A 6,158-nucleotide genomic window follows, 5' to 3' on the forward strand; every position below is an offset into this window, starting at 1 on the left:
CGTTCCTGATGTCATCGCTGGTCGCGTTCTTCTTCTACATCCAGTACCGCAAACGAGGACTGCGCGCCCAGGACCGGCGCGATGCCGGCATCGCGGAGACCGCCGGCCGCCTTGCCTTCTTCCCCCCGCGCAGCGGCTGGCCGGCGACCATTGCCGTCGGCGTCACGCTGCTGGCCCTGGGCGTGGTCTTCGGACTGTGGCTCTTCCTCATCGGCTGCGCACTGCTGGCCGGCGCCGTCTTCGGCTTCGTCTTCCAGCACTCCGACCGCTGACCCCACCCTGCCCCACCCGCGCCCCTTGTGGGGGCGCCGTCCGTGGGAGGCGGCCGTCTCAACAACGCTCCGTACCCCAGGCCCGAGGCCAGCGGAAGTACCAAACCAGTGTCGTGGCATAGCCGAGACCGGTCGCGACCGTCGTGACCGGTGTGTTCCGGATGAGCCTGGCCTGCTGGACCCAGCGGGCCACGCATGCCGGTCGCCGGGCTGAACCACCGTCCCTGCGCTGCACCTCCCCCCCCACCGAACCCCGGTGCGGGGCGAGCAGCAGCGCCGGCCCGCGGACCCGCTCCGCGTAGTACTCCGCGTTCGCCGCCGGCGGCACCGGTATTCTGCGGGACGGGTCACCCGAGTGCCCGCCTTCCCCGCGCAGCGTGGCTAGGTTCTGTCCGGCCGATCACGTAACTCGTTGCGGTGGCACTCGTTGACCTGTACATGGAAGATCGTGGGGAGTTAACGGATGCGGAGTGGGGGCGGATACGGCCGTTCCTGCCTGTGAGTAATGGTCGTTGTGGCCGGTGGCGCGATCACCGTCAGGTGATCGACGGTATTTTGCACCGGATCCGTACCGGGGTGCCGTGGCGTGACCTGCCGGAATGCTTCGGGCCGTGGAAGACGGTGCATGGGCGACACCGCAAGTGGTCGGCGGACGGCACGTGGGAGCGGCTGTTCCAGCAGGTGCTGGCGGTCGCGGACAGTGAGAGTGACATCGACTGGGAGGCGGCGGTGGACTCCAGTACGGCGCGAGCACACCAACACGCTGCCGGGGCCCGCAAGGATCCGCCGTCACCCGTTGATTCCTCAAAGGGGGATCCAAAGGTTCTAAACCGGGGCAAGATGTCCCGCTGACCTTCCGTCCGGCGGGCGGCGGAGGAGCTCCCGGCGAGGCCCTGGGGCGGTCCCACGAGAGTCTGACAGGGAGGGTCCCGCGGCGGCCTCACCACGAAGATCCACCTGTGCGCCGACGGGAAGTGCCGCCCGCTGTCACTGGTCATCACTGCAGGCCAGCGGGCCGACTGCACTCAGTTCAAGCCGGTCATGGACAAGATCCGGGTGCCTCGCATCGGGCCGGGCCGACCACGCACCCGGCCCGACAGCATCAGCGCCGACAAGGCGTACAGCAACCGGGCCACCCGGCGTGACCTGCGCCGACGCAAGATCCGGCACTGCATCCCGGAAAAAATTGATCACCGGGCGCACCGTCTCAAGCGCGGCTCCGCCGGAGGCCGCCCACCCGGGTTCGACCGCGAGTTGTACCGCTCGGGCGATTAACAAGTTGAAGCAGTTCAGAGAGCAACTCGCTACGACAAGCGCAGCTACGTCTTCCTGGGAACGGTGGCACAGCGGGCTCTGCTGCGGCCTCCGCCCCGCCGGGTCGGGCCGTTGCGTGTGGCCTGGCTGTATCTGGCGGCCGAGGACGAGACGCAGATCGGGGGCGACCTGTTTGCGGTCGCCCGCGCCGCCAATCCCTGCACCCGGGTGGTCATCGGCGATGTCCGGGGCAAGGGCCTGGCCTCGATCGGTGAGGCCTCGATGGTGCTGGGCGCGTTCCGTGAGGGCGCTCACCGGTACGCCATCTTGCCCGGGCTCGCGGCGGCCCTCGAAGAGAGCGTCTGCCGGAACCTGGAGGAGGTCGCCGAGATCGAGCAGGACGTTGGCGAGCACTTCGTCACCGCCCTCATCCTGGACATCCCCGACCACGACCCACAGGCCGAGATGATCGACTTCGGCCATCCCCCGCCCCTGCTGGTGCACGGTCACCAGGTCATGGCCCTGCACTCCCGCAGCCTCGCACCCCCCTGGGCATATGCGAACGGCCCCTCCCCAGCCGACGCACCGACCGTTCATCTTCGAAGCCGGCGACATGCTTCTGCTCTATACCGATGGCGTCATCGAGGCCCGCTCACCGACCGGGGCCTTCTACCCCCTTGCCGAGCGGGTCGCCTCCTTCCCCGCATCCGCCCCCGACGCCCTGCTGCACCGCATCCACCGCGACCTGCTCGCTCACACCGGTGGGCCACTGGACGACGACGCCGCCCTCCTGGTCATCGAACGCACCCACTCCCACCACCTCCACCGGCCGCACGCTGTAGCTCACCCCCACCACGGCCACCGTCAGCTCCACCCCAGCGGACCGCTCCCACCCACAGACCGCTGCCGCTGACCGTTGCCGTCGACCCCGCCGTGCTGCGGTCGGCGGCGGTTCGTAGCACGTGGAAGAGGAACGGCCCAGACCGCCGGGAACCATCGAGCCGCACGTGCCCACGCGAATCGTCGGCGAGCGAGCACGCGAGGGCCGGGCGCTGGAACCGCTCGATGTGGCGGCGGCCCGGGCTATGACGGCTGGCATCCGGGAGGCAATCGCCGATCTCCGCCACTCGGTCGCCGTCCTCGCCGACCGGGTCCGCGCCGCCCATGACGCCCGGGTGTGGGTGGCCTTGGGGCTCTGGAGTGGGCAGCGTATGCCGAAGCCGAGTTCGGCAGCGGGTTTTCACGGTGCCCCCCTTGCGGGCCGGGGACCATACGCGGCCCGGGCCCGGTCACGTTACTGCGTCGCGCCGCACGACCGGCAGCGCTGCTGGCCACTCCACTGCACCCAGTCGTGATCGCACGCGCCCGTGGTCCCCAGCTGTTCGACCTGTCGCCTGCTCATCAGGGTCTCCGATCCTGTGTTGGCCGTTACACCGATGAGGCGGCTCCGACAATCCGGACGTGATCACCTCAGACCGGTCAGCGCCTCTGTCGCGGCGCACCTGCCCACGTCAGGCCAAGAAAAACGGCGGCCACCACAGCCAGCAGCATGCAGGTCAGCCAGAACGTGTCGGAGAACATCGACGTCGACTTCACCCCCTTCGACGCGGACCCTGCGGTCGGGGAGTGGCTGTTCTCGCTCTTCCGTGACAACGGCGAGATGACCACTGAGTGCCTCGCCCCCCACGTCATGGCACGCCGTACTCAACTGGCCGAGTCCGCGGTCGCCGCGTTGGAACGCGACATCCTCGCCGCCGGACATCCGCTGCCCGACATCGTCATCGACGCCATGGACCCCAACCAGAGTTCAGTCTGGGCATAATCCTTGTGGAGGGCACCCACATCCAGTCGATCGACGCGTAGGGCGTTCTGGCCGAGGCGGCGGACGGGGTCCAGACCTACGTGACGTACCCGGGGTGGACCGTGTGGCCCACATGCCCGGAACACGGGCTCGGCGTCCATCCGTGCGAGGCCTCGGGGGTAGCCATGTGGGTCTGCTCCGCCGGCCACGTCCTCCGCCCCATCTGCCGGGACCTGGGGTGAAGGCTCACCTACCTTCCGCTACCTCCGCAGTCTCATTCTGAGTTGCGGCGTCAGTTCTCGGCCGCCGGCGCTGGCGCCGCAGCGCCGGGCAGGCCGCATCTGCGGCCGACCTTGGTCAGGCATTGGTCTTGGGACGGCACTCGGTGGCGGGGTGGCGCAGTTCTTCGTTGATGCGCTGGGCTTCGTCGAGCTGGTTTTGGAGGATGACGATGCGACAGGCCGCCTCGACCGGGGTGCCCTGGTCGACGAGCTCGCGGGCGCGCGCAGCGATGCGCAGCTGGTAGCGGGAGTAGCGGCGGTGTCCGCCTTCGGAGCGCAAGGGGGTGATCAGGGCTTCGCCGATGGCCCGGAGGAAGGCGGGGGTGGTTCCGAGCATGTCGGCAGCCCGTCCCATGGTGTAGGCGGGATAGTCGTCGTCATCGAGAGGACCGAAAGAGTTTTCTATGGTCACTTGCACCTCTGTTGGGGAACGCATCGAGGGGCCCTGGTGCCGTACGACACCAGGGCCCCGAGGACTGCAACACCATCGGTCGGCTTACTGCCGTGCCGACCTGTCGTTTCCGCAACCTCGCCCCGGAGGGGGTGGGAGCGAGTGCGGGGATCGCGGATGCGTGACCGTGGGACCACCTTCCGTTCCGGGGCCTGCGGTACCCGGGCCGAACACGCGCTCGCCCGGGCGATCCTGATGGCGTCTGCCTCCTTCTCTTACCTCTGGTCAACCTGGTTACCGCGGTTCCTGCGTAACGCCGACGGCCCCTGTGAGCCGCCCGGCCCGACAGCCAGTGACGGAGCCCCGACACGCTTCCGGCCCCGCCGCTCCACTGCCGTGCCACAACCTGCTGTTCCTGCATGCGAGGCAGTTCGTCTCTGCCGCGCCTCACTCACTGTCTTGGCTACGAGGAAGACATTAACCCCCGGCAAGCCCACATGTCTACTTCCGCCACGACAGATTTTCCGTGGAGCAGAGGGGAGGCTTCTCTCGCCCGCACCCATAGGAAAACTGCACCAAAGGTGCGCTGCCGGGGTTGAAGGCCGACGGAGCGGGCACGCTGACTGCCTGGCACCGTACAGCGGGTACAACCGATACAGGCGGGAGGTGCGCGCTTGAACAGCACGAAGATCACCGACATCCCGATTCCCGCACCGACCGTGGTGGTGCAAGGGAACAGCCCGGACGCCATCCACCGCACCCGCGACGCCGCCCGCGCTTTCACCGACAGCCTCACCCCGGCGCCCGACCCCACCACGGCCGACACCCTCGTCCTGGTGGTGTCCGAACTTGTCACCAACGCACTGCGTCACGGCGGCGGCCGGTACACCCTCGCCTGTCCGCCGGCCCAGACACCGTGACCGTCTCCGTCAGCGACCCCAACCCGGCACCCCCGCGCGAGCGCACCCCCGACCTCAACGACAGCAGCGGCGGCTTCGGCTGGCACATGGTCCGCCACCTCACCAGACAGCTGTCCATCACACCGGACCGCCCCGGCAAAACCATCCACGCCCGCCTCACCCGATAGCTCCGCCCGCAAGGCCGGAGGGGGAAGCTGGGGGCAATGGACCGGCCCACGTTCGTCGACGACTACCCGCCCGGCATCGCTCACGAGGGCGGTGCCGCCCGGTCCGCGCCCAGCGCCTTGATGAGGTCGGCTCGGGCCCGCGCGACGCGGGACCGGATGGTCCCGGCCTTCGGCTTGGTGCCCACGATGGTCTTAACGACGCGCCCGCACTGATAGACGTTCAGCACCGGGATGGGCAGGTCCCTGTATCTCGCAGCGGTCTTCGGGTTCTGGTCGATGTTGAGCTTGACGATCTCGATCTGGTCGCCGTGCTCTGCGGCGATCGCCTCCAGGCTCGGGGCGATCTGTCGGCACGGGCCGGACCACTCTGCCCAGAAGTGGACCAGGACGGGCTTGTCGCTCTTGAGGACATCCTCGTCGAAACTCACGTCGGTAACGGTCTTCAGCGCCACGTATGACTCCCGTTCGCGGCCGCGGCATGTGCTTGTGCCCTGTCTCCAGCCGTGCCCACCCGATTCGCCTCCGCACCGGCAAAGACCGGCGCCGTCATGGGCGGCGCCTGGACCACCGCTGGTCGCCGCGGGAGCCGGTGGACAGGGGGTCCGGGTGCCCGACAGACTCCCGGGCACCCGGATCAAGCAGCGGGCTGCGTGCTGACGGTGGGCTGCACTGTGCCCGGCCTACCAGCGGCCGCCGTGACCCCAGCCACCGTGACCCCAGCCGCCGTGACCCCAGCCACCGCCCCAGCCGTGGCCCCAGCCGCCGTAGCCACCGCCCCAGCCGCCGTAGCCCCAGCCATAGCCGTCGCCCCAGCCGCCGCCCCAGTTGGGGCTGTGGGCCGCAGCTACCACCGCGGTGGTAGGCGCGTGGGTAGTGGCCTGGTTGGTGGCCGCGCTAGCGCCGGCCGAAGCTCCGAGAGCGATGATAGGTGCCGCGCATACCGCGGCAACCACTCGCCTGATCTTGGACGCGCGCATGATGTCCCCTTCTTCCCAGGGGTTGAGTATCGGTTCCTCGCGCCGGAGTGACCGGCGCTCCTGCGCATCAGATCCCGCGCGCGGATCCGGTGCAC

Annotated in this window: 8 protein-coding genes and 2 pseudogenes; 7 read left to right on the forward strand and 3 right to left on the reverse strand. The window is 69.1% G+C overall.

Translation table 11 applies throughout. The features are described 5' to 3' along the window. From ctaF to FCI23_RS53510, 5 genes and pseudogenes are all read left to right on the forward strand, one after another. Nucleotides 1–272, forward strand: a 272-nt coding sequence (ctaF, locus tag FCI23_RS53495; RefSeq protein WP_136731402.1) for an aa3-type cytochrome oxidase subunit IV, incomplete at its 5' end; no start/stop codon positions are given. Nucleotides 273–710: 438 nt separating this feature from the next. After that, nucleotides 711–1,628: pseudogene (locus FCI23_RS53505) on the forward strand (IS5 family transposase); the annotation flags it as partial. A 180-nt stretch (nucleotides 1,629–1,808) separates the two neighbouring features. Continuing rightward, nucleotides 1,809–2,000, forward strand: a pseudogene (locus FCI23_RS64500) (serine/threonine-protein phosphatase); the annotation flags it as partial. A 139-nt stretch (nucleotides 2,001–2,139) separates the two neighbouring features. Beyond that, a complete protein-coding gene (locus tag FCI23_RS62885; protein WP_169317451.1) occupies nucleotides 2,140–2,439 on the forward strand; it encodes a SpoIIE family protein phosphatase in 300 nt (99 codons plus the stop codon). 636 nt (nucleotides 2,440–3,075) lie between these two features. Beyond that, on the forward strand, nucleotides 3,076–3,348 hold the full coding sequence (locus FCI23_RS53510) for a hypothetical protein (RefSeq protein ID WP_136731403.1): 273 nt from the start codon (nucleotides 3,076–3,078) through the stop codon (nucleotides 3,346–3,348). Nucleotides 3,349–3,684: 336 nt separating this feature from the next. Here FCI23_RS53510 and FCI23_RS53515 read toward each other — a convergent pair whose 3' ends face one another. After that, complete coding sequence (locus FCI23_RS53515; protein WP_136731405.1) at nucleotides 3,685–4,020, reverse strand: MerR family transcriptional regulator; 336 nt, start codon at nucleotides 4,018–4,020, stop codon at nucleotides 3,685–3,687. Nucleotides 4,021–4,673: 653 nt separating this feature from the next. Between FCI23_RS53515 and FCI23_RS63490 the strand changes: the two genes are divergently transcribed. Beyond that, complete coding sequence (locus tag FCI23_RS63490) at nucleotides 4,674–4,919, forward strand: ATP-binding protein (protein WP_322974060.1); 246 nt, start codon at nucleotides 4,674–4,676, stop codon at nucleotides 4,917–4,919. Continuing rightward, nucleotides 4,916–5,086, forward strand: a complete 171-nt coding sequence (locus FCI23_RS63495; protein ID WP_322974061.1) for an ATP-binding protein — start codon at nucleotides 4,916–4,918, stop codon at nucleotides 5,084–5,086. Before FCI23_RS63490 ends, FCI23_RS63495 begins: the two co-directional genes overlap by 4 nt. An 80-nt stretch (nucleotides 5,087–5,166) precedes the next feature. Here FCI23_RS63495 and FCI23_RS53525 read toward each other — a convergent pair whose 3' ends face one another. Continuing rightward, nucleotides 5,167–5,538 (reverse strand): thioredoxin family protein, encoded by a 372-nt coding sequence (locus FCI23_RS53525; RefSeq protein ID WP_136731407.1) that lies wholly within the window; start codon nucleotides 5,536–5,538, stop codon nucleotides 5,167–5,169. A gap of 228 nt (nucleotides 5,539–5,766) precedes the next feature. Next, nucleotides 5,767–6,158 (reverse strand): hypothetical protein (locus FCI23_RS53530; protein ID WP_211265886.1); only part of this gene is annotated, 392 nt, incomplete at its 5' end.

The sequence above is a fragment of the Actinacidiphila oryziradicis genome (assembly GCF_005047355.1).
GTDB classification, from domain to species: domain Bacteria; phylum Actinomycetota; class Actinomycetes; order Streptomycetales; family Streptomycetaceae; genus Actinacidiphila; species Actinacidiphila oryziradicis.